Origin of the sequence: uncultured Butyricimonas sp. (assembly GCF_959596855.1) — a bacterium.
Taxonomy (GTDB): domain Bacteria; phylum Bacteroidota; class Bacteroidia; order Bacteroidales; family Marinifilaceae; genus Butyricimonas; species Butyricimonas muris.
Genome location: NZ_CAUFYA010000013.1, coordinates 74,489 through 97,446 on the forward strand (window position 1 = coordinate 74,489; position 22,958 = coordinate 97,446).

Consider the following 22,958-nt stretch of genomic DNA (forward strand, 5'->3'; position numbering starts at 1 on the left):
CATGATTTACATAGGAGCACTTATTTCAATTCAATTCATTGCCCTGACTGCCTACTGGCTGTTCAAGAAATATCATGCGCAGGCGGTACTGCTTTTCAGCGGTTTGGCGATGTTGACCTTAGCATTGCTGCTGGGGTTCGATATTCCCGAACTGAAGAACGCTACCGGACTGAAAGAGTTCGATCTCTTCAAAGTGATACAGGAGATTTTCAGCGAGAAAGGTGCGGGAGTGGGATTGATGATTATGACCATCGGAGGATTCGTGGCTTACATGAAGCACATCAAGGCAAGCGATGCCCTCGTGTACGTTTCCATGCAACCGCTGTCTATCTTCCGGAAGTACCCCTATCTCGCCGCATCATTGGTGATACCTATCGGGCAACTGCTGTTTATCTGCACTCCCTCGGCGACGGGGCTGGGACTACTGCTGGTAGCTTCCATCTACCCGGTTCTCGTGAGTCTGGGTGTCAGCAAACTGTCTGCCGTATCGGTAATCTCGGCATGCACGGTATTTGACATGGGGCCCGCCTCGGCAAATACAGCCAGAGCATCGGAACTCGTGGGGATGAATAACGTGATGTATTTTATCGAACACCAGATGCCGCTGACCATCCCTATGACGATACTGCTCATGGTAGTGTATTACTTCAGTAACCGGTATTACGACAGGAAAGATGCGTTGCACAAACAACCCGAAGAACCCAAACGGGAAGATTTCAAGGTAGATGTACCTCTGATTTACGCCATTCTTCCGGTATTGCCGTTGATCCTGTTGATCGTGTTCTCGAAATACATTCAATTGTTCAACTTCTCGGTAGAACTCGACACGACGACAGCGATGTTCATGTCATTCTTTATCGCTATCATCTTCGAGCTGATCCGGCAAAAGAACCTCAAGAATGTATTCGCTTCCATCAAAACGTTCTGGGACGGCATGGGAAAAGTCTTCGCCAGCGTGATCACGTTGATCGTGGCCGCCGAAGTCTTCTCCAGAGGATTGATCAGCCTCGGCTTTATCGATTCGCTGGTGATGCTCTCGCAGCACATCGGGTTCTCCGGGGCAGCCATAGCCATATTGATGACACTGCTCATCTTCGCGGCTTCCATGTTGATGGGCAGCGGTAACGCATCATTTTTCTCGTTCGGACCGCTAGTTCCTTCCATCGCAACCAAAGTAGGATTGGATGGGGTGAACATGATATTACCGATGCAGCTTGCCTCCAGCATGGGGCGCGCGGCATCACCAATCGCCGGGGTTATCATCGCCATATCGGAAATCGCCGGGGTATCGTCCTTCGACCTTGCACGCCGGAACCTGATTCCGCTATCGGTTACCATGATAGTCATGCTGGCATATCACTTCTTAATCGGATAAGGTATGAATATTACAATTATAAGAAACGCAAATATATACGCCCCGGAAAAACTGGGGATAAAAGATCTTCTCGTGTGTAACGGGAAAATAATCATGGTGGATGAGAAGATCGAGTTGACGAGTGTTAGCCACTCGAAGATCGATGCCGGGGGCATGATCGTGACCCCCGGTTTTATCGATCAACACATGCATATTATCGGTGCAGGCGGCAAAAGCGGTTATTTCTCCATCACCCCCGAAGTACAACCGAGCGAACTGATTCGCTGTGGAACCACCACGGTAGTAGGTCTGCTGGGTACCGACGGTATCACGAAAGAATTGACCACTCTCTACGCCAAATGCAAGTCACTGGAACAGTACGGTATCGGGGCATATATGCTCACGAGTTATTTCGCCGTACCCCCGAAAACGATCATGAACAGCGTGGCAGAGGATATGTTGTTTATTGACAAAATCATCGGTTGCAAGGTAGCCATTAGCGATGAACGGTGTTCATTCCCGACCAAGGAGGAGCTACTGCGCCTGATCAATCAAGTACACACAGGTGGTCTGACTTCCGGCAAGGGAGGAGTTTTACATATCCACTTGGGAGCGTTACCTTCCCGTATGCAACTCCTGTTGGAAATCGCACGGGAATATCCCACGCTGGTAAAACACATCTCTCCCACTCACGTGGGCAGAACGGCAGCCTTATTCGAGGAAGCCGTCGAGTTTGCCCTTCTGGGAGGAATGATTGATATCACCACGGGAGGCACCAAATACGATGAACCCTACAAGATTCTGTTGCACGGTCTGGAAAAAGGAGTACCTATCGACCGCATGACTTTCAGCAGCGACGGCAACGCGGGAATGAGCAAGAAAGATCCGGAAACGGGCGAACTCGTGTTCTACAAAGCCCCCTTGCACTTGAACCTGCAACAAGTGCAGAAACTGGTGAAAGAAGGTGGACTACCGTTAGAAGAGGCTCTCCGCCCGGTAACGACCAATCCGGCAAAGAACATGACCTTGCGCACGAAGGGACGCGTAGCCCCGGATTGTGACGCCGATTTCTGTTTATTCGACAACGAACTGAACCTGCAAGGCGTGATCGCGGGTGGTGTGGAATGGATGCGCCGGGGACAGTTGGTAAAGGTTGGGAATTTCGAAACGCTTTAACTTGAAACGAAAAGATGAAAAAATATAAGTTCATATTTATGCTGTTTATGCTGGGGTTCTGTTTTCCCGCTCTCTCCCAAGAGAACGAAACGGAAGACGACGACTCGGAAGCCGTAACGGCAGATTCCGATGCAGCTAAAATCATCGTGAATAAATACCGTCCGGGTGACGGAATCACGTTCTCCGCACCGGACGGGGGGTACAACATCAACCTGCGGGGATTTATTCAAACTTCCTTTGAAACCCGCAAATACGAGGGTGACGATAAATTCTATTCCCGTTTCCGGATGCGACGTTTACGTCTTCGCTTATCCGGTGACGCTTGGGGTGGTAAAATCGGCTACCGTTTACAGACAGACTTCGCTCAAGCCAATGGCGGCGACGGCGAATTAAGCGGGATGCTACTGGATGCCTTTATTTCTTACAAACCCGTGAAAGGACTAACCTTGACTTTCGGACAAAAGTCCACCCCGACGGATAACCGGGAATTGGGAATGACTTCAAACACGCTACAATTGGTCGACCGCAGTAAACTATCCTCTTATTTCGGTTCCATCCGGGAAGTGGGTATTTTCGTGGACGGTTCTTTCCGTGTCGGACACACGGGTTACATCCGTCCCTCGATTGCCATCACGGACGGCGATGGTAGCGCCACCTTTACCCGCCGTCACGGGGGATTCAAATACGGGGCTCGTGTCAATTACCTGCCTTTCGGGCTATTCCGGGCTTACGGGGAGAGCCGTGGCGGGGACATGGTAAGAGAAGTAGTCCCGAAACTTTCCATCGGTACGGCATTCAGTTACAATGTCGGCATCAGTGACCGGAGAGGTCGGGAAAGCGGTTCTATCCTCTACTTGAACGACGAGAACAAAGAAGCATTACCGGATTACATCAAATTCGTGGCAGACTTCCATTTCAAATACATGGGATTCTCCATGCTGGGCGAGTTCGTGAAAACATGGGCGCACGTGCCAAGTGAAATCACGCAACGGGTGAGAAACGACGGAACAACCTCGACCGATTTCAGCGGAGATATGGAAAAATACGTGAAGGGACGCATGATGCTGGGTTCCGGGTACAATATCCAAGCCGGGTATATGTTCCCCTGCCGCCTGTCGATCGATGCCCGGTACACGCATTTCGATCCGGCAAAAGATTCGTTCCTGCATAACGAACTATACTTCAACCGGAACAACTTTTACGAAATCGGACTCGGCAAATACCTGACGAAATCATACGCCGTGAAAGTACAGGCTTCCGTCGTATTCGTGGATGCCGAACCGGGTAGTAAAAACGTGAACAGTGTCGTGACCAAGGGCAACGAAACGCTCTTTCAAGCTATGATCCAGTTCTCATTCTAATAACAGCAAAAGATGAATACGATGATAAGATACTTATTGACATTATTGATTCTCGTGCAGGTCGGTTCACTTTGGGCACAACAACCTGCCAAGGTTGCCAAAAAATTCTTCCCTGACCCCGAGATGGATATTCAGACACCGTGGTTCCAGAAAGGACGGAAATTCACGACATACAACGAAATGATGACATACATCCGTCAACTCGTTACGCGACATCCCGACAAAGCGACGCTGAATTTTATCGGGAAAACACAGAAAGGTAAAGAGATCCCCGCCGTCACCATTTCCGGGAAGACCAAAAATACCAAGATGAGAGTATTATTCCTCGGACGGGTACACGGCGATGAACCGGGCAGCACGGAGAGCATGCTCTACACGATGGAACGCCTGTTGAACGATCCGGAACTGGCATACCTGTTGCAACGTCTGGAAATCACGATCATCCCCATGGTCAATATCGACGGGGGCAGTCATCTGGAACGGGTAACCGCCAACACGCTGGACCTGAACCGGGATCAAAGCAAACTCGCTACACCGGAAGCCGTGGTTCTACGGGCATTTTACAACAACTACAACCCGCAAGTCGTGATCGACTTCCACGAGTTCCAACCTCTACGTGCCGACTACACGCTAATCAGCACGGATAACATCACCAACTCGTTCGACGCCATGTTCCTCTACACGGGCAACCTCAACGTGCCCGAAGAGTTGCGCAACCTCACGGCGGGCAAATTCGTCGGAAACGCTCGTGAAGCACTTGACTCCAAGGGACTTCGCCATCACGACTATTTCACGACCTCGAAGAAATTCGGGGAAGTGGTATTCAACGTGGGCGGTATCAATCCCCGTTCAACAGCCAACGCTTTCTCTCTGGGTAATTCCGTGGCTATATTAATGGAATTACGGGGCGTGAAAATCGGTAAGACATCCTTGAAACGCAGAATCAACACCGCTTTCACGCTAGCCGAATCGTACTTGAAAACGGCATATGACAACTTCGACGAGGTAATGAATATCACGGCGGAGGCTGCCCGCTCTAAAAACGATATCGTGGTCACCAGTAAAGCCAAAACGGTAGATAATTACGTGCTTCCGTTCATCAGCATGAACACGAATGAAATCGTGGAACTGGAAGTAAACGCCAACCTGTCGTTGGAGTCCACCCCTACCCTCACCCGGAAACGCCCGGAAGCCTATTATATTACCGCTTCCCACCCGGAGATCACTCAAAAACTGAAACAACTGGGGGTAACGGTCGAAACCCTAACCGCCCCGGCAACCGTCGAGGTGGAAGCATACACGGTAGAGTCGCACAAAGCGGAATACTCGTTATTCGAGAAATTCTATCCCGTGAAAGTGAAAACAAGTGTCGCCGCCAAAACCGTGACCTTCCCCACCGGATCGTTCGTGATTCCCATGAATCAGAAGAACGGTAACGTGGCGGCATCGGTACTCGAACCGGAAGCACCGAACGGTTTTATCAATTACCGGGTTTACGAAACAAAACAAGGAGAGGAATTACCGGTCTACCGGAAAATGAACAGTGAAAAATAAGGGAATTACAGCAATATGAAAACATTATTTATAGCTATCATAACATTATTATCAGCAACCACAGTTGTTGCACAAGATAATAAAAACACGGCCAAATTTGAATTGGGCAAAGGATTGGATATCAATTTAAACAATGGCGAGTACCACTTCAACTTGAACGGATTTATTCAAGTTTACGGGGCTTACCGCAACCAGAAAGACGGCGAGGACGAATCGGTTTTCGGCGTGAAGAACGCTTTCTTCGGGTTTAAAGGAGGCGCTTTATACAACAAGTTCACCTTTATGCTGGAAGTCAATTTCGCGGATTCCAACCCGTTGATGGACGCATGGGCAGCCTACAATTATAAAGACTACCTCACGATTACCGCCGGACAGAAACAGACATTCACCAACAACCGGGAGATGATGATGCACGAGAAAGGATTGAGCATGGCGGAACGGAGCATCGTGAGTCAATATTTTTCGGGTACGGGACGTGAACTCGGACTTTTCTTCGAAAGCAGATTCCATATCGGGAATGTAGGCTTGAAACCCTCTATCGCCATCACCACAGGCGACGGGAGAAACTCGTTCGGCTCCAGTTCTGTTGACGCGGACATGGGCGGTTTAAAATACGGGGGACGTCTGGACGTACTTCCCCTCGGTGAATTCAAACCGGGCAACGACGGCGTGGGTGCAGACTTCGCGCGGGAAGCCACCCCGAAATTATTGATCGGTGGAGCCATGAGCTACAATGACGGGGCAAGCAACAGCGCGGGTGAAGGCCATGGTGATTTTATCCTCTACGACAAGGACGGGGATACACGATTCCCGGCACTCCGCAAGATTGCAGCCGACTTATTATTTAAATGGCAAGGCCTGAGCGTGATGGCCGAATACGTGAACTCCTCGGCTACCGACTTGAAAGGTATTTACACCAAATCAACGGGTGATCTTCCCCTCCAGCCGGAAGAGATTGCCAACTACTTGAGCATCGGAAACGGGTACAACGTACAAGTGGGTTATATCTTGAAAAACGGCTGGGCATTCGACGCCCGTTACAGCAAAGTAAAACCGGAATTTAAGGAAACCGCTAAATCCGTATTACTTGAAACCGATGAATACGCCGTGAGTGTTGCCAAATATTTCATTGACAACCGCTTGATGTGTCAAGGCTCTTTCAGTTACTGGAAAAACCCGAACCTGAAAACTTCAAACGAGAAATTAAGCGCAGAATTATCGTTACAAATCATCTTCTAAATCACAAATAATAATCAGAAACGCTTTATGAATTTAAGAATATCTATATTACTGTTGCTTTTCGGCTTTACACTCACGAGCTGTGAATGGAAAAGCGACGTGGATGATCCCATTCTGAATCAACTGGGGACAGGACGGGGAATCGTGACCTACACGGGCTACGAACCGTTGAAGGACAAACCGATAAATTTACATTTCTACATCCCGGAAGGCGATATCAAGGCAATGCCGATCGTGTTTATTTTGCCGGGGACGTCCAGAAATGCCAATGACTATCTGGATGCTTGGGTGAAACATTTCAAAGACCGGAAAGTAATTGCCATTGCCTTGGAATTTCCCCAGAATCATTATTCCACGAGCGAATACATAGAGGGAAATATGTTCAAGAACAACAAGGCACTTCCGGAAGAACAATGGTCATACTCGGTGATTGAAGCCATTTTCGATCACGTGAAATCAGAAACGGGCAATCAATCCGTGCAATACAACATGTTCGGTCATTCCGCGGGAGCTCAATTCGTGCATCGTTTCGTCACTTTCAAACAAAACACGCACCTGAACAAAGCCATAGCGGCAAATTCCGGCTGGTACACGGTGCCCGACACGAGAATAGAGTACCCTTACGGGTTGAAAAACTCCGGTTTCTCCGATCTGTCTACCCTAACACATTTATTCGGCTCCAACTTGATCGTGGCATTAGGGGATCAAGATACCGACCCGAACGACAGTTCTTTACGCCACACGCCGGAAGCCGACGCGCAAGGTCTGTACCGTTACGCCCGCGGGGAACACTATTACAGCGAAAGCCAACAAATCAGCCAAACCAACTCGATGATTTTCAACTGGAAAAGAGTCATCGTGAAAGGTGTGGCACACGATTTTGAGGCAATGATGGTGGAAACGGCGGATTACTTGGGTTTATAAACTCATCGTTAATTTCTATAACTATATAAAAAATAAATATTTGTTTGCTTCCTCAAATTGTAGTAATATTGTAATGCGAAAATACAACAACAGCTAATATATAAGACTATGAGTATTAAAGGAACAAAAACAGAACAGAACTTATTGAAATCATTTGCTGGTGAATCACAAGCCAGAAGTCGTTACACTTTCTTTGCAAGCGTGGCTAAAAAAGAAGGCTTCGAGCAAATCGCCGGAGTATTCATGGAAACCGCGGAACAAGAAAAAGAACACGCCAAGAGATTCTTCAAGTTCTTGGAAGGCGGAATGGTTGAAATCACGGCGTCTTACCCCGCGGGAATTATCGGAACTACCGCTGAAAACCTGAAAGCTGCCGCCGAAGGTGAAAACGAAGAATGGGCAGACCTTTACCCTGAATTTGCTAAAGTAGCCGAAGAAGAAGGATTTACCGCTATCGCTGCCGTATTCCGCAATATCGCGAAAGTAGAGGCTGAACACGAGGCTCGTTACAGAACTTTACTCGCTCGCGTTGAAGAAGGAAAAGTATTCGAGAGAGATGAAGAAATCCTGTGGCAATGCCGTAACTGCGGTTACGTGCATAAAGGCAAGACCGCCCCGAAAGCATGCCCGGCATGTGCTCATCCGCAAGCATACTTTGAAGAAAAGAAGAACAACTATTAACGAGAAAAGTTAATAGTTAAAAACTGAAAGCCGGGGATATATTTTTCCAGCTTTCAGTTTTTTATTTTTACACGTGGTAGAAAAATAACAAGGTGATTTTCGTTATATTCGCGTCGAGGAAATAGAATTATATTTTTAAATCAATAAAATAAAAGTCATTATGAAAAAAGTTATCAATTCACCGAAAGCACCGAAAGCAATCGGGCCTTACAGTCAAGCTATTGAAGCCAATGGAACGCTCTATATCAGCGGACAACTTCCTATTGACGTGAACACCGGTAAATTCGCGGAAGGTGGCGTGAAAGAGCAAACCGAACAATGTTTGAAGAACATCGGTTATATCCTCGAAGAAGCCGGATACACTTTCGACAACGTGGTTAAATCAACTTGTTTACTCGGTGATATGTCTTATTTCGCTGAAATGAACGAAGTATACGCGCAATTCTACAAGAGTGACTGCCCGGCACGTGCCGCGTTCGCCGTGAAAGCACTTCCCATGGGCGCTATGGTGGAGATCGAAACGATAGCCGTGAAATAAAAAAAGGAGGTGTGTCAAACACACCTCCTGTCTGTAATGTCTATAAAGTCGAGCCTCCGGATCCTAAAGTCCATAAAGTTCACGACGCAATAACATAATGATATACAGTATCATAAACAAAACATTCCGATAGATTTGACCTTATGACATTATGGACATTCAGACCTTATGGACGAGAGGGCGATACATGGAGCATGTCATGATTTTTGTTTTTCTCCGTTTTTTTTCGTAACTTGGACTGCACTTATAAATACATAAAAACAATGATTATGAGAACATTCGGATTTCTTCTCGTGCTTGCCTTCTTTTGCTCGTGTGCCTCACAGAAAGACATTACCCAAAACAAGAAGGGACGTTGCGCTATCAAAGACTCCGCGCAATATGAATTAATCGTTTTCGATTCCGGGTTTGACTATTGGCTGGCAACTCACCAATCCGTCGCGAACCAACACAGCAACGAATATTATCAAAGCATGAATCTGCAATACTCCATCGAATGGAACAGGCGCTATGCCATGGGCGATCCGAGGATAAACAGTTATATCGATTATAGTATGAATAAAAACTACGGCTTCGATTTTAATTACAAGCTATACATGTATTTCAAATTCTTCGAGGACACGAATCACATCAAACTGATACCGGGAAGCAGAAGCATTTAAATGATTTTAGATTTCAACCACACGAGGCTATATCTTTTTTTCAATCCGAAATCGTAAATCATAAATCGTAAATCATCCCGTTTGCCTCTTTTATCGCCTCCGGAGTTCCGAGGTCAAAGGCAAGTCCGTCATGTTGAAAAAGTTCGATAGGATGATTCTTTGCTTGTGCCAGATGTTCGTCGATGATAGAGAAAACATCCCCATGGATCATGTTATGTAAATATTCGGAACTAAGCACCTGCATCCCGCAATAGTTGTATTCTTTCGCCCTGTAAAAACCGTCGTCCACGATTTTCTGTTCTCCAGTCCGCTTGTTCTCCCAACCTTTCAATATACCGCCATTAAACTTTAACACCCGATCTGCCAGACAAGGCTTCACCACTAACGTGGCATACGCGTCGTGTTCCTCGTGCTGCCGAATCAAAGCATTCAAATCCAGATCGGTTAATATGTCCACGTTGTGTATCAGCACCGGAGTGTCAGGAAGGAATAAATCACGGGCTTTCAGAACTCCTCCCCCCGTATCGAGCAATTTTTCCCGCTCTTCGGATAGAACGATATCCATTCCGAAATTCTCATGCTCGCGTAGAAAGATCTTTATCTGATCGGCAAAATGATGAATGTTTATCACCAAACGCTCGACCTTCACTTCTTTCATTCTCCCGATCACCCGTTCCAACAAGGCTTTCCCGTTCAATTCCACCAAAGCCTTCGGGCGATCATCCGTCAACGGTCTTAGCCGTGTGCCTAATCCGGCGGCGAAAATCATTCCATTCATCAACTAATTTTAAATTTAATGATTTATCTTTTAGCTTTCAGATCTCTATTATGTTGTTCTTTATGGCGTACATAACTAACGCGGCAGTATTGCGGCATCCCGTCTTGCTTAGCAAATTGGCACGGTGTTTATCCACCGTCCGTTTACTGATAAACAACTCGTCGGCAATCTCTTGGTTGGAAAGCCCGCGACAAACGTGGTACAATATTTCCAATTCCCGTTCCGAAATGTCATTATCCACCACTTCCGGCACGTCATTTTTATTATCCCGCATATTATTCAAGATATTCACCAACAACTCTTCCGAGAAGAAACTCTCCCCTTCCGCCACCTTTTGAATCGCCGTTACCACTTTATCAATACCGGAATTTTTCAACAAAAATCCTTTCGCTCCCGCGTCGATCATCTTGTAATAATATTGCTCGTCCCCGTACATGGAAAGCACGATAATTTTCAAGCCGGGCTTCATCTTCATCGCCTCGATCGTCGCCTCGATCCCGTTCATTCCCGGCATCTCGATATCCATGAGTACCACGTCACAATCCACGAACGAGAGATTCTCGATAAACTCCCGACCGTTCGAAGCCTCGTAGATATGTCGCACGAAATCCTGCGTCGAGAGCAACAGCTTCAATCCCTCGCGAAATAACTTGTGGTCGTCGACCAGATATATTCTCAATTTATCCATATTTAAACAACTACTTACATTTTATAAAAGCCCGGGCAATCATTCCCTTTCCCCGCTCGCTCAATATCTTGATATCCCCGTTACCGGAGTTCAGACGATATTGCATATTACTCAATCCCATTCCCCCGTCACTTTCCGCCAGTTTCACGTCAAATCCCATGCCGTTATCCTCGTATTCGAGGTATAGGATATCATTTTGTAATTGCAGGTCAATACTGATTTTACTCGCTTCGGCATGGCGCAACGTGTTATTGAGCAATTCGCAAACCACACGATACATGATAACCTCGACATTATAAGCGAAACGGCGATTTTCTACATTTGTTTCAAAAGTTATCTCGATACCTTCGGCCGGACGCAATTTCTTGATAAATGACCCCACGGCATCCTTTAGCCCGAAATTGTTCAATATGTGCGGACTGATATTCGCGGATATCTCCCGGACTCCCACGATGGCCTCGTCTACTGCCTGTTTCAGATTCACCTTGATTTTCTCGTTTACCTCCGGGGTATTACTTTGGTCAAAACCGGAAAGCAGCATTTTTATCACGCTCAGCAACGGTCCCAGACCGTCATGCAATTCTTTGGCAAATCGTTGCCTTTCCTGTTCCTCCGTGCGGATCACTGCCGACAAAACCCTTTTCTCCGTTTCACTCCGTATCCCGTCCAAACGCCGCAGGAATTGAAATACTTTCCGTATATAAAACGCCCCGATGGCAAATGCCAAGGAAATCACGAACGACAGCCATACTTTCGTCTGGTATAACTCTTCCGATTCTCCCCGGTGCATGGACGGAACTAACTCTATCGCCCGGTAAATCGCCATAAGAAAAAAGCCCGTGGAAATCAATATCCACGCCGCGTTGAATTTTGTCCGCTTAAATAAACTGATTGCAAATCCCATCGCCACGATCTGCAACAACAACGATAAATATACAACGATCTGTGTCACCAAGAGATATATTAAATTAAAAGTTAAAAACTAAAAGATAAAAGTTATCTGTCAAATATCGGTATAATTTACAAATTTACCAAACGCCACAGGGCAAATACGTTAAAACGCTTTTACCCTGCTAGAACGGATACCCGATTGCCACATTAAATACCGAACGACGGAAACCTCCGCCCGAGTTAAACAACACGAAACGCTGTCCGGCGGGGAGCGCAGGATCTTTCAGTTTTATACCCAAGTCGAAACGCAGAAGGAAGAAATTAGCGTTCAATCGTAATCCGGCTCCCGTACCTATCGCTATCTGGTTGAAGAAATTGTAATTCAATTTTGCACCGTGACGGGTTTCTTTCGGGTTGATATTCCACACGTTTCCGGCATCGAGGAACAAAGCACCTTCCAGTAGCCAAAGTAATTTGAAACGATACTCGATATTGGCTGCCAACTTGAAATCCCCCACGCTATTCGGGTACTTTTCCGTTGCCAGATATGACCCCGGTCCCAGTGTCCGAGCCTGCCAAGCCCGCATATCGTTAGCCCCTCCCCCGTAAAAGGCCTCCTCGAAAGGCAACACTTTCATGTTCCCGTACGGGTAACCGCAACCGACAAAGAAACGCCCGACGAGGGAGTTCGCCCGGTTGATATACCAATTGTAACGGTATTCGGCATCCGATTTGACAAATTGCGCGTACCGTACACCCAACAACTTATAATATTTCTCGTCCAGACTCTCACCTGTCTTCTTGCCGCCGGAAAGGCGATCTATCGCATTCAACACGTTACCGGAAGTTTCCACGTTCACCCGGAAATAATTATAATTCATTGCTTTCGCATTCAGGAGCTGATCGGTAAAGGTCGCAGAGAACACGGCCGAAAGAATCATGTGGTCCGTGTAGGCATTCTTGATATACTCGTTTTTCAGCCCGTCAATAAAACTCTTGTCGACATCCTTCATCAACACGTAATTCAAATCGATCAAATCAAAATTATACCGCCATTTCTTATCCGCTTTCCGCCACAAGTAACCGAACCGGGCGTTGGCAATCGAACGGGTATAATAAGGCGTGTATTCATAACTGTAAGAGAAAGATATCGACGTCTTCGGGGCATAATTCCGACGGAAATCTTTCATCCGCAAGAAAGGCATCCAGAACTGCGGCGTCACGAGTTTCAATTCCGCCCCGATCTCCGTGGTATTAAATAATTTTCCCTCCCCGTTCACTTGCTCCTTACGCAGGCTTCCCCACACGCTGGCAGAGATATTCTCGCCCGCCCGAAACACGTTACGGTGGTTATACGTGAAGTTTCCCCCGACTCCCAAGTTACCCGAATTATGAGTTCCTTCCAAGAACACGTTATATGACTGTCTTTTCACGGGGGACAACTGTATCGTGCAATCCAACGCTTTCACCTCCCCGTCGGATTCCACCTCTTTGAAGTCGATATTCACCAGCTTGAAAAGATTCAACGCCTGTAAACGCACGTAAGTATCAATCACCCGTTGCGCATCGTACAATTCCATTCGCTGCAACTGTATCGTCTCGATAATCATCTTCGGCTTGATTTTCAACTTATCCTTGTACAATATCGTGTACCCGTTATACACCAATGAATTATAGGTTGCGGCAACCTGTTCCGCGCTCACGAGAGGATCATAGTCAAAGTTGACGCTGATATTCCGCACGAAATAACGCTTGTAGGCATTACTGTCCACGGCATTCTCGACAATACGCACGAAGACTTTTGCCATATTCTCTTTTTTCACGGTCGACGTGTCTGCCATAAAGCGAATAAAATTCTTCGAGAAGTTGAAGTACCCCTTTTCCCGAAGCGCTTTCGTGATCCTTTCCCGCTCGTCGTCCAGCACGTCCAAATCCAAAGGTGCATTTTTCTCCAACAGCGTGTTCACCGTGTCTCTCCGGTAATTCGCCATTAAGCCACTTTCTTCCGCTATCCGATTTTCCGGCCGTCCTTCGGGGGCATCAAATTTTATACTCTCGATCGAGGTCACGGGACCGACTTTCACCTTATACTCCACGTTCGCCCTTTTCTTCTTGTAATACACCGTATCATGCACTTCCGCTTGATAGAATCCTTTATTGTGAAGGAATAATTCTATTTGCTCGACACTCCGTTTCGTTAAAAAAGGATCGTAAATCACGGGAGCCTCCCCGATACGACGCAACCATTGATTAAATTTCTTTTTTTCGTTCCGTCCGCTTAAATTATAAAGCCCCAAATGGAACCGTACAGTACCTAGAATCCGGGTGTTCGGTTTTTGTCGTATACTCCGCCTCACATCACTCCTATTCAGCTTGTAATCATCCACTTTCACCTTCACGTGATCCAACAAATACTCATCCTTACCGACATACTTCGTCGGGGAACACGAATACAGGAAGTAGAATATAAAAAGAATAAAACTTATCTTGTACGCTCCACGCATGCTCAAAAATCTCAAAAAAATACTATGTTTGTGTTTTAATTCTAATCAGCAAACTTGAAAAGTATGCTTAGTAAACACTTAACAAATATAATCCAAAACCTTGAAAAAAAGAAATTCAGGGAAAAATATAATTTGTTCAAAATAGAGGGTGAAAAACTCGTGCAGGAATTATTCCTTTCCGACATGAAGGTTGACACCTTGATCGCCCGTCCCTCGTGGATTGAACGCAACAAGCAAAAAGCACAGTCATACAACACGATAGAAGTCAACGAAATTGAAATGGGACGAGTTTCCAACTTCAAGTCCCTCCCCGAAGTAATCGCTTTGGCACAGATTCCGGTCAAAGAACACTCGCCGGAAGAAATAAAAAATGAGCTTAGCATCGTGCTCAACGGTATTCAAGATCCCGGTAATCTCGGCACGATTCTTCGCTTGAGTGATTGGTTTGGAGTTAGGCACGTGTTTTGTGACCATGATTGCGCGAACATTTTTAACCCGAAATCCGTTCAAGCGAGTATGGGTGCAATTTTCAGGGTGAACGTGTTCTACTTGGATCTTGTTGAATTTATCCCGCAATTCGTGGATCAGGATTTCCCCTGTTACGGGGCGTTTCTGGAAGGAGAAAACATCTACCGGACTGAACTTCGAACGAAAGGATTTATCGTCATGGGAAACGAGGGGAACGGTATCAGTCCCGAAATAGAAAGGTTTGTTACCCGAAAAATAACAATCCCCAGCTTTGCACACAGCCCCTATTCGACGGAATCCCTGAACGTGGGCGTTGCCACTGGCATCATCCTCTCGGAATTTAAACGGATAGAATATAAATAGCAACAATTTATTTAATCACACAAAAAAGAACAGTATGAAAAAGATTGTAATTTTAGCGTTCTTCAGCCTTATCAGTTTAACTACCATGGCTCAATCCCTCCCTATCAGTCTGGGTATCCACGGCGGTTGGAACGACACGAAAATCAAGGCAAAACACTTGAAAGTAGATTCTCACGGCGGATACATGATCGGTGCCTTTGCCAGAATCAATTTCGGAAGTATTTATCTGGAACCGGCTTTAAACTTCGCTCACAAGGAAAGTAAAGTTACCGCCGGAAATATCGGGAAATTCAAATACAGCTCTATTGACATTCCGGTTATGGTCGGTTACCATATACTGGAACTCCCGATCTTCAAACTTCGCGGATTCGTTGGCCCGGTAGCCTCTTTCACAACAAAAAAACTTAAAAAAGATATGTTTGACACCGACAAGATGATGTGGAACGGTAAAGTCGGCGCCGGTGTAGATGTATGGAAAGTTACTTTCGATATCGACTACGAATTCGGTTTAAAGAAATTCGGTGACGGCATCAAAGCCCCGAAATCATGGAACTTGACTCTTGGATTCAAGATTATTTAATAAACTGTATATCATAATGAAGGAGTGTAAAAACACTCCTTCATTTTATATACAACCCCTCCTTATCCCGGTATCTTCCCATATCCGACAATATCACCTTCTCTCCCGAAGTCAGTCCCCGCACAACCTCCACGTGCTCAAAACCGCTCTCTCCCAACACTACTTTTCGCTTCTCGGCACGGTCGCCGTTCACTACCCACATATCGTAATCGCCTTTACCCATGTAATAAGCTCCCGTCGGGATCCGTAACACGTCGTCTTTCATGGCGTGGGTAACATGTACATCCACTTTCAGCCCGGAACGCAAACGGGTGTTGTTATGCTCCGTCAGGAACACGACAAACTTGATAATCCCGTTATTCACCGAGCTGGCTATCTTGTAATCCAATTCCAACGACCAGATTTCCGCTCGAGAGGCACTTTGCTTGTTCTCGAACTTACGCTTCAGTTGCTAATACTATAGTTATTCTGTTTGCGTATCAACGAAGTAATCTCCACGGTAGACTCGTAAACCAATTATAGTCCCCCTGCCCTTCTTTTCTCCGGGCAGGGGAAATATTTTACTTTTTCGCGTTTGCGTCAATAGACTTCAAGAAAAGGCGTTGCAACAATTCTTTATCAATAGAATCCTCGTTATTTTTGCCTAATTCCTTGTAAAGAGCATCCAAATATTCAGCTCCTTTCAGTTCCAGAACAATATAATTCGTGTATTGTCCGGTTTGCTCATCCTGTGTCCAACGGTCGAATACAATAGTAGCCCCCACCAAAGTCTTTTTCACCGTTACTTTCGTCTTATCCTGAAGCAAAGATTTGGACGCGGACGACATCCCCTCGGACAGCACCGTGGTGTATTCTTCAACGGTAGCCTCCACGGTTTTAGACAACATGGCGGCCAATTCAGCGGAAGCCATCATCTGTGCTTTCTTCCGGGCAGAAGCCTCGCTGTCGGACTTCCCGGAACCCCATCCGCGAAGCACACCGTTGCCGCTGACATATTCGGAACCGGGCATGATAAAAGTGGATACGGGAGATGTTTCCTGTACTTTCTTCGATGAGCCGCAACCGACTAACGAGAAAAACAGAACTAAAAATATTACCCACAAGGCATAATGTTTCATAATCTTACATTTTAATTGATTTTTAATTTTTTAATCCGGTCCGGTAATTCACGGTTGACACGTTTCATAACTTCCCGCACACACATTGAAATAGTTTCTTCCGCAGACTTACTGATAGGTACCAGAACTTTCACGCGATTCACCGAATAGTTTAGTAACATCTGCTGATTCTTGTTATTATAAATCTTGAGAACGAGTGTACAATAACACGCGTTCAAATCATAAATACCACCGGTAACCGTTTCCCCCATCTCCATTTTTGTTGACAAATCGACAAAACATTGTGGAGCATCCGGGTCTTCCGACAGCGTGAAATAATTGTTGGTCAATAAACTGCTGATATGGCGTTCACATCCTTCCAAGTCATTATCGTTGACATACAAGTAAGCCGTGATCGGGGCACTTTTCAACAGAATAGAAACCTTGGCAGCCGGCCACGTTTGATTTTGTAACAGCCGGCGATACGCCGCAGGAAGAGCGTCCGTGAACGACTCGTCAATAGAAACGCGTAACTCCTGCACATCTTCTTTAGACGTGATATTCGTCACGTAAAATTCAGCCATCCCCGTGTGATCCGTCTGTATGGCAGGCGACACGGCACCGCTACCGGACACGAACGACGCTTTCAACTTCACATTGGGAACAACAACGCCATTCTTTGAAAGACACCCGGCAATAGGCTCAGCAACCGCCTTGAAAGCCTCCCCTTCCACTTGAACGACATTCGTGGTAATAGCCATACCGCTGAATACATTCATGTAGGCATTGTAAAGTTCAACGGGAACATTTACAGACCTTCCCCCCTCGTCCGTCGTCAAATCCATAAACACCCACGGTTCCGCGGCTTCAAGTCCTTTACCGTAAAGCTGGACGGCTTGCGTGAGATTCATGGCCTCTTCCGCGGCACGTCCCTTTTGCAGGTAATCCATACCCGTTTTTATCGCCTGCTGCCTGCGTTCCTCCGCCTTCCGGGCATACACGTTTTTATCCAGAACATAATACACGTAGTATTTTTGTCCGGATTGGTAGGTATCCTTCAACTCCTGCCCTTCTATCCAAGCCGCCAGCGAACCGTGTATCTTGTCCTCGAACATCTCGCGCGACTTCCCGTCTACATCCACCCGATGTAAAAAAGAATTATTTTCAAGTTTTATCGCTATCTGTGAAACAATGTCCAACAGAGCATTTTGAGTGGCCTTTTTCATGTAGTCGGTTTCTGTCAGCGATGCCATGCCTATGCCGATATACATATCCGGCGAAGTCGGACGCTTGTTTACCCATTCGGGTTCCTGCGCTCCGGCTTGAAAAACACCGTACACGGAAAGCAACAAGCTTAAAATAATCTTTCGCATAATCCTTTTCTTTTAACTGTTATTACTCTCTACAAATCCAGCATCAGCAAAATCGTGCCGCCCTCGATACGATAAGAGGCGGAAACACCCTGTTCTTTGAGTTGCCGTCCCAGTTGACCGGCGAATTTGTCCGCGGTCATTTTGTAACCGTTCTCGTCTTGCATAGGAATCATGACATAATCAAATATAGCCGACTCTCCCATAATACCCTGCATATGATAATCCCCTTCAAAAGCGTTACGATCCAACCAATTCTGGATAAAATCCAAAATCCGCTCTCCATTAGAGCAGGAAGCATCGTTCAAGGAACTTATAGAACTTCCGCTAATGGATATTTGCAAAACGACACGTGCCGGCTGAGAATAATTCTTAACAATCTGTTCCAAGAACTTCGGAAGATTGTCCTTAACGGCATGAGAACACAAAACATCCGTGGCTCTGGTACGGAAACGATTCGTCCACCCGTCTTCCGATGCCCAGATAGTTCCGCTTGCCGTTTCGTAAGCCTTCATTATCAATGATACGCGGGCATCCTGTTCCGTGACATCCTTTTTCATATCCACGGTGACATACACATCCGCACCCGACGACAGCAAAAGCTGCTTATCATTGGAATCCGCCGCACCGACATTGTCCTCGTATTGCATACGCCGTTTCATCGCGTCGATAGTCCCCTGCAAATCCCTCGTTTTAATATCACAATCTTCAAACCCTTTCTGCACGGCAGCCACGGCAACACGAAGATCATAGTCATTCTCCAGTATGCTTTGAAAACTTTCGCCTTCCTTCTTGTAAGGAACAACAATGATTGTGGGTTTAGGCAGGCGGGGTTTAGGAGTTTCCGCCACCATCTGGTCATAACCCGTGTTCTTCCTCACGTCGTTTATCAATTGGCGAAGGCGCAACGTGACACGCGTCGTCCCTTGGTAACGTCCGCCAATCTTCGCGGCCTTGACAGCCTCTTCGGTACGCGCCACATAAGAAGCGTAGCGCGCCTGATTATTAAAAAACGAATTGGTATAGGCCTCGTTAGGCTTGCTAACCAAAGGTTTCCCGTCATTAACACCTTCTACACCTTGAAAAAACAAGGTATAGATAAGTGATTTTATAGCGTCTGTTTCAATCCCTTTTTTATTCTCAGCCGCCCCCGCGGAAGAAAAAACAGCTTGTGTCCCGTTATCCGATTCCAAAGAAACAATCTGAAGATAATCCTGAGCCTTTACTGAAATTACACCCCCGAATAATAGTACACAAAATAGGCTAATTATTTTTTTCATAGCTGACTATTAAAATGATAATAAAGGCGCCACCGTAGATTTAATCTTTAGAGCTTGTTTCTTCTGTGCCGCTTCATCCAGTGCTTGAAAACTTTCCATCGCGGCAAACACTCGCTTGTCCCCTTGCACCACCTTACACTGCGACATGGTTCCGTCTACCACTTCTTCCACTCTTAACCGCCCCACTTCGCTGTAAGTCGTGCGACCGGCTCTTACGCTGGGCGACAAAACGGAAAAATAATCTCCTTTCTTAACCCCGTGTTCAGCCCCCAAATCAATGTAACACTTTACCATTTTGTCCTTCTTCACCTCATAGTCCAAAGGGATAACTGTACCTTCCAACGGAAATTCCTTGATCAGGAAATCCTGAATATCACTGGAAATCATATTAACGGCACCGGCAATTGCCTTTTCTTTCGAATCCGACATATCCAAAAGTTTACCCACGGTACCGCCTATCCCCGAAGGTGAATGATCGAACGCTTTGGTTGCAACAGTCGTTGACGTGGTAACTTCCGTCAACGTGACAGAATAATTCAAAACACAGGTGTACATCGTCTTGCCGTCTTTTTGTTCGGATTTCACGGAACAACCCAATACATTCCCGCTCAAGATATAATCATGGGCGGCGGCAGACATGGTTTGTGTACGGGCTTTTTCATCTCCCATCGCTTTCTCGTCGGAACGGCGTTCCTCTTCCTTTTTAAGAGAGCTTTCAACATCCCGGTCTACCAACTCGAAACGCTTTGTCTTGCTGAGGGCATCAATCACCGCCTGACGAACTTTATCGCCGTCCGCTTTCGATACTCCATTCGCTTCCGTGAAATACTCCACGTACAAACGCGGTTTCTTAACTTCCTGAGCTTGAACTGCAATTGCTACAACACAGAACAAGGCAACACTCAAAACAATTTTTAACATAGCGCCAATTTTAGTCATTAGTAAATTCTATTAATATGTTTTTTTATTTTCATTTCAATTTCGCTTTCGCGTCTTCATTTCCCATATCGGCAGCTTTCTTAAAATTCTGCCGTGCCATCATTGCGTTGGCAGCCACTTTACCGCAGCCGCTTTCATAAATCCTACCCAGCATATAATAAGACGTCGCACTGCCGGATTTCTTGAAAAGGCGAATGGCTTCAATCCCCTCCTTCTTATCATAAGCCGCCATTCCCGCATCATAATCAGCATCTTTCTTCGCCACCACGGGTTGTTCAGCCTTTACCGCCGTTTTTTCCGTTTTCGCCGGAGTTGTGACCTGTGGTGCGGCTTTCTGTTCCGCTGCCGGAGCCGCTTGTTTAGAAACCGTCTGTTTTTGTTCCGTCGAGGGAACAGAAGCCGTTTCTTTGGAAGAATTATCTTTCTTGCCAAAAACGAAAAAAACGCCAATCACGACAAACACGATAACAACCGCGGGAAGCCACTTGTTTTTCCCCTTGCTTGTCGAACGAGGCTGAAGAGGTTTGTCCCCGGTTAAAGCTCCCACGCCTTTTCCGGCTATTTCCGCTTGCTGAACGGATTGTCCCGTGAATGTTGCAGCACCCCCAACCAAGGGTTGTACAGCCTTATCCACCGGTTTGTACAATTCATTCATCTCCTCCTCGATAGCCTCTTTCGAGTCCTCCACGTCCAACTCTCTCGCCTTCTGATTCATCATCTGCCGTCCGGCAATACCAATATTCCCGTTCGTCGTCAAGAGCAATTGCTGAAAAGCGACACTGTATTCGTTCACGGACTTTTTCTCGCACTCCACGCAACGATTCTTGTTCTTCACCTTACAGTCAAAACATATCTGTTTGCCGCATTTCGGACAACGAGCGTGTTTCTCCCCGAAAGGATTCCCGCATACCTCACAATATTCAATCTCCCCCTTTCCCATCACTATCGTCGTGTTATTATGGACGGTAGCGGAATTATCCACATGGGAGGTATTGACATTAGTATGTGTAGTTGAAGTTTTATTGATGCCCCCGGTAACGTTTGCCCGCGCCCCCGCGCCGATGATAGATCCCTCCGTATCCGAAGGCTTGACCTCGTTCAAAACCGCCTCCGCCGCGGCACGGTCTTTATCCGGATCACACGGTACCTCTGCCCCGCAATCCTGACAAAAACGTTCATCCGTTTCCATTACCTGACCACATTCCGGACAATATCTCTTTTTGCTCATAATCTCGTATTTTTAATTCATTTTTTTCTTTAAACTCGTACAGCACATAGGACTAAACAGACTCGTCGGCAACGGGAGGTTCTACCGGTTGCGAAAAAACTTCCGTTCCGTCATCCAATAGAATAGATGTTACACAAAAACTCCCTGTCGCTTCCTCCGCGTTTCCGGAAATCCCGACCCGCATCCCGTCATAAGGGATAAAAAAAGGATCCCCGGCAGGTAAAATGCCAACCCGATAGAGTTTATACGTCCTGCCGTCATCTCCTTTCAGAACCGCTCTCACGCCTTCCGACTTCGACCCGACATGCTGCAAACGACACTCTATGATTCCATGAATTATTGTCATATCCTTAACTCTTTGAAATGAGAAATTCTTTTGCTATACCTCGGCTCCGCAATCCTCGCAAAACTTGATTCCGGCTTCCAACTGCTTCCCACATTCCGGGCACACGACAAAAGCAACCGTTTTCGCTCCCGCTTGCCGTGCTACCTGTTCCGACTCCGCGTTCTGCCGCGGGTGAGCGGGCGCGTTACCGCGGGTGCTATAATCCAACGCACGGTCGTAAGCCGTATCCATCCGTCCCTCCTGCCGCAGAATACGCTCATCGCGTTCACGCAACTGACGGTCTTTTTCCTCCATCTTTTCCCGTGTCCGGCTATCCCGCTCCTCCGCTTTCTGGGCTTGAATACCCCCGGTCATAGCCATCATGTCGCGCATCATCCCGAACATCTGACTCTGATTATCCCGGTGCTCGGCATCACGGGACGCACGTTCCGCTTCCAGACGCGCATCCAACTCGCGCCGTTGGGCTTCCAGACGTTCGCTCGCTTCCCGCTCGGCATCCGCGCTATACCTGTTCTCGGCATACGCCACGGCAGCATCGCCACCGCTTAACGCCCACACCTTCTCGTCGGAAAGTTCCTTGGAGTTCTCCCACTTCAGACGTTCCAACTCCTCGGCACTCTTCAAACGCGTTTGTTCCAGTTCCGCCTCATGCCGGCGCTGATTTTCTTTTCCTTCTTCCTCCCCCTTTTGCATCGCCATGAACTGTTGGAATTGGGTATCGTCATCCTCCCGTTCCATATCGTGCATACGCTTGACATCCTGATAGTCCATATCACGGCTACGCTGTTCCAAATCCAAATTAGTTTCGGCAAGCGTACGCTGTTTTTCAACTTCTTTATAGAAACGGCTGTCGTCATAATCGTCACGCAAACCGGTCAACTCGAGTTCCTTCTTGATAATCACTGCCGCCTTGTCAGCTTCACCTTCCAGACGAACA

Annotated in this window: 23 protein-coding genes; 11 read left to right on the forward strand and 12 right to left on the reverse strand. The window is 46.8% G+C overall.

All coding sequences use genetic code 11. From position 1 onward, the window contains the following. The first annotated feature begins 1 nt into the window (after position 1). From dcuC to Q5866_RS08095, 9 genes are all read left to right on the forward strand, one after another. The gene (gene dcuC / locus Q5866_RS08055) at positions 2-1,375 is read left to right on the forward strand and encodes a C4-dicarboxylate transporter DcuC (protein ID WP_099292208.1); all 1,374 of its coding nucleotides are present in this window, start codon (positions 2-4) and stop codon (positions 1,373-1,375) included. Between the two features lie 3 nt (positions 1,376-1,378). Then, entirely contained in the window at positions 1,379-2,530 is a 1,152-nt protein-coding gene (gene iadA, locus Q5866_RS08060; protein ID WP_303179793.1) for a beta-aspartyl-peptidase, read from the forward strand. Between the two features lie 14 nt (positions 2,531-2,544). Further along, complete coding sequence (locus Q5866_RS08065; RefSeq protein ID WP_099292206.1) at positions 2,545-3,891, forward strand: porin; 1,347 nt, start codon at positions 2,545-2,547, stop codon at positions 3,889-3,891. Between the two features lie 21 nt (positions 3,892-3,912). After that, positions 3,913-5,445, forward strand: coding sequence for a M14 family zinc carboxypeptidase (locus tag Q5866_RS08070; protein WP_303179794.1), 1,533 nt, complete (start codon positions 3,913-3,915; stop codon positions 5,443-5,445). 15 nt (positions 5,446-5,460) lie between these two features. Continuing rightward, positions 5,461-6,684, forward strand: a complete 1,224-nt coding sequence (locus Q5866_RS08075) for a porin (RefSeq protein WP_303179795.1) — start codon at positions 5,461-5,463, stop codon at positions 6,682-6,684. Positions 6,685-6,711: 27 nt separating this feature from the next. Then, positions 6,712-7,608: a hypothetical protein gene (locus Q5866_RS08080; protein ID WP_099292203.1), complete on the forward strand. Its 897-nt coding sequence runs from the start codon at positions 6,712-6,714 to the stop codon at positions 7,606-7,608. A gap of 108 nt (positions 7,609-7,716) precedes the next feature. Then, positions 7,717-8,289 (forward strand): rubrerythrin, encoded by a 573-nt coding sequence (gene rbr, locus Q5866_RS08085; protein ID WP_018336532.1) that lies wholly within the window; start codon positions 7,717-7,719, stop codon positions 8,287-8,289. Between the two features lie 160 nt (positions 8,290-8,449). After that, positions 8,450-8,827 (forward strand): RidA family protein, encoded by a 378-nt coding sequence (locus Q5866_RS08090; RefSeq protein WP_099292202.1) that lies wholly within the window; start codon positions 8,450-8,452, stop codon positions 8,825-8,827. 269 nt (positions 8,828-9,096) lie between these two features. Continuing rightward, positions 9,097-9,489 (forward strand): DUF6146 family protein, encoded by a 393-nt coding sequence (locus Q5866_RS08095; protein ID WP_099292201.1) that lies wholly within the window; start codon positions 9,097-9,099, stop codon positions 9,487-9,489. 58 nt (positions 9,490-9,547) lie between these two features. On the opposite strand, the gene Q5866_RS08100 is transcribed toward Q5866_RS08095, so the two are convergent. The 4 genes from Q5866_RS08100 to Q5866_RS08115 form a co-directional block, all read right to left on the reverse strand. After that, positions 9,548-10,267, reverse strand: a complete 720-nt coding sequence (locus Q5866_RS08100) for a sugar phosphate nucleotidyltransferase (RefSeq protein WP_303179796.1) — start codon at positions 10,265-10,267, stop codon at positions 9,548-9,550. Between the two features lie 37 nt (positions 10,268-10,304). After that, complete coding sequence (locus Q5866_RS08105; RefSeq protein WP_099292200.1) at positions 10,305-10,955, reverse strand: response regulator transcription factor; 651 nt, start codon at positions 10,953-10,955, stop codon at positions 10,305-10,307. Between the two features lie 10 nt (positions 10,956-10,965). Then, entirely contained in the window at positions 10,966-11,907 is a 942-nt protein-coding gene (locus Q5866_RS08110) for a sensor histidine kinase (RefSeq protein ID WP_227214568.1), read from the reverse strand. 121 nt (positions 11,908-12,028) lie between these two features. Next, positions 12,029-14,365 carry a BamA/TamA family outer membrane protein gene (locus tag Q5866_RS08115; RefSeq protein WP_255302013.1) on the reverse strand — a complete coding sequence of 779 codons (2,337 nt, stop codon included), beginning with the start codon at positions 14,363-14,365 and terminating at the stop codon, positions 12,029-12,031. 48 nt (positions 14,366-14,413) lie between these two features. Here Q5866_RS08115 and Q5866_RS08120 point away from each other — a divergent pair, with 48 nt between their 5' ends. Continuing rightward, positions 14,414-15,181, forward strand: coding sequence for an RNA methyltransferase (locus Q5866_RS08120; protein WP_303179797.1), 768 nt, complete (start codon positions 14,414-14,416; stop codon positions 15,179-15,181). 34 nt (positions 15,182-15,215) lie between these two features. Further along, positions 15,216-15,761, forward strand: a complete 546-nt coding sequence (locus Q5866_RS08125) for a porin family protein (protein ID WP_303179798.1) — start codon at positions 15,216-15,218, stop codon at positions 15,759-15,761. A 40-nt stretch (positions 15,762-15,801) separates the two neighbouring features. On the opposite strand, the gene Q5866_RS08130 is transcribed toward Q5866_RS08125, so the two are convergent. From Q5866_RS08130 to Q5866_RS08165, 8 genes are all read right to left on the reverse strand, one after another. Further along, on the reverse strand, positions 15,802-16,149 hold the full coding sequence (locus tag Q5866_RS08130) for an efflux RND transporter periplasmic adaptor subunit (protein ID WP_141560950.1): 348 nt from the start codon (positions 16,147-16,149) through the stop codon (positions 15,802-15,804). A gap of 172 nt (positions 16,150-16,321) precedes the next feature. Next, positions 16,322-16,879, reverse strand: coding sequence for a hypothetical protein (locus Q5866_RS08135; RefSeq protein ID WP_303179799.1), 558 nt, complete (start codon positions 16,877-16,879; stop codon positions 16,322-16,324). Positions 16,880-16,890: 11 nt separating this feature from the next. Continuing rightward, complete coding sequence (locus Q5866_RS08140) at positions 16,891-18,231, reverse strand: LPP20 family lipoprotein (protein WP_303179800.1); 1,341 nt, start codon at positions 18,229-18,231, stop codon at positions 16,891-16,893. 29 nt (positions 18,232-18,260) lie between these two features. Further along, on the reverse strand, positions 18,261-19,508 hold the full coding sequence (locus Q5866_RS08145; protein ID WP_303179801.1) for a DUF6175 family protein: 1,248 nt from the start codon (positions 19,506-19,508) through the stop codon (positions 18,261-18,263). Between the two features lie 9 nt (positions 19,509-19,517). Further along, a complete protein-coding gene (locus Q5866_RS08150; protein WP_176555053.1) occupies positions 19,518-20,429 on the reverse strand; it encodes a hypothetical protein in 912 nt (303 codons plus the stop codon). A 49-nt stretch (positions 20,430-20,478) separates the two neighbouring features. Continuing rightward, entirely contained in the window at positions 20,479-21,675 is a 1,197-nt protein-coding gene (locus Q5866_RS08155) for a hypothetical protein (protein WP_303179802.1), read from the reverse strand. A gap of 52 nt (positions 21,676-21,727) precedes the next feature. After that, positions 21,728-22,021, reverse strand: coding sequence for a hypothetical protein (locus Q5866_RS08160; RefSeq protein ID WP_186975205.1), 294 nt, complete (start codon positions 22,019-22,021; stop codon positions 21,728-21,730). A gap of 33 nt (positions 22,022-22,054) precedes the next feature. Continuing rightward, positions 22,055-22,958, reverse strand: a 904-nt coding sequence (locus Q5866_RS08165; protein WP_303179803.1) for a zinc ribbon domain-containing protein, incomplete at its 5' end; no start/stop codon positions are given.